Origin of the sequence: Asanoa sp. NPDC050611, assembly GCF_040654855.1 — a bacterium.
Lineage (GTDB): Bacteria > Actinomycetota > Actinomycetes > Mycobacteriales > Micromonosporaceae > Asanoa.
This window is the reverse complement of sequence record NZ_JBFAIU010000695.1, coordinates 1-1233: the sequence shown is the minus strand read 5'-3', so window position 1 is coordinate 1233 and position 1233 is coordinate 1. Positions and strand designations below refer to the sequence as shown.

Here is a 1233-nt window from a genome sequence, read left to right as displayed (position 1 = left end):
GTCAGGTCGGGGTTCGGTGCCGGCGTGCCGATCACCTGGAACTCGGAACCATGCCGGACCCACCGGAGCGCGAACCGGCACCGCCCGTCCCGGCCGACGAGGCGCTGCTCAAGCGCATCCGCACCGCTTTGAAGGCGCTCCGGTGAGCGAGCGCGGCGAGCGAATCGGCCGGCTCGAAGGCCGGATCTCGCGAAGCGAGGTCCACGCATGAGTCGCGGACCGCCGGAGGGTCCGGCAGACGACATCCAGACCGAAGGAGAGATACCGCCTGTGGACACCGATCGCGCCATCGCCGCCGCGCTCCGTGCGCTGCGCGAGGTCCCGGACGTGGTCGGGTCGGTCCTCGCCGGGCCCGACGGCCTGCTCATCGCGAGCGACGTGGACCAGGTCGAGCCCGACACCATCGCCGCGATGGCGGCGGCCACGGTCGGTCTCGGCCGACGGTTCGCCGAAACGGTCGGCCTCGGTGGCCACCGCGAAACGGTGATCCAGGCCGAGGGCGGCTGCCTGATCAGCTACGCGGCCGGCGCCGCGCTGCTGACCGTGGTCGCGATGCCCCAGGCCAACCTGGCCCTGCTGCACCGCGCCGCCCGCACCGTCGCACACCGCCTCGGCGTGCTCGTCGAGGCGCTGCACGCCCAACCCCCGGGGCGCGACCCCGGTGGCAACCCGCCGCCGGCGCCGCCGGCGCGCGAACCGCTGCCCCGCCGCAACGCCCGCACCACCGGATCGGGCCGACCCAGCGCAGCCCGGTCCTGAACCACCGGCCGGGTCGTCGTTCGGCTTCGACGACCCAGGTCCGCAGACCCGAACACAACGGAGGACAGGCTCATGGCAGACATGGACACCGCACTCAAGGAGTGCATGACGATCGAGGGCGCGATCGGTGTCGCGCTCGTCGACTACACCAGCGGCATGTCGCTGGGCGTCGTCGGCGGAGGCAAGGACCTCGACCTGACCGTCGCGGCGGCCGGCAACACCGACGTGGTGCGGGCGAAGCTGCGCACGCTGGAGATGCTCGGCCTCAAGGAAGCGATCGAGGACATCCTGATCACGCTCGACAACCAGTACCACCTGATCCGGTTGCTGACCGGGCGCGCGGGCAAGGGCCTGTTCCTCTACATCGCGCTCAACCGCAGCCGGGCTCCACTTGTCGGCGGTCAGGAACTTCGCCGTCGTCGCGTCCGACCAGGCCGTCGAGGGCAGCGGCGCCGTGCCGACGTGGCGTTGCAC

2 protein-coding genes are annotated in these 1233 nt (G+C 72.1%); both read left to right on the top strand.

All coding sequences use genetic code 11. The features are described 5' to 3' along the window. Positions 1-270: 270 nt before the first annotated feature. Positions 271-759, top strand: a complete 489-nt coding sequence (locus AB0H87_RS41895) for a roadblock/LC7 domain-containing protein (RefSeq protein ID WP_360159466.1) — start codon at positions 271-273, stop codon at positions 757-759. Positions 760-831: 72 nt separating this feature from the next. Next, on the top strand, positions 832-1233 hold a 402-nt coding region (locus AB0H87_RS41890; RefSeq protein ID WP_360159463.1), incomplete at its 3' end, for a hypothetical protein.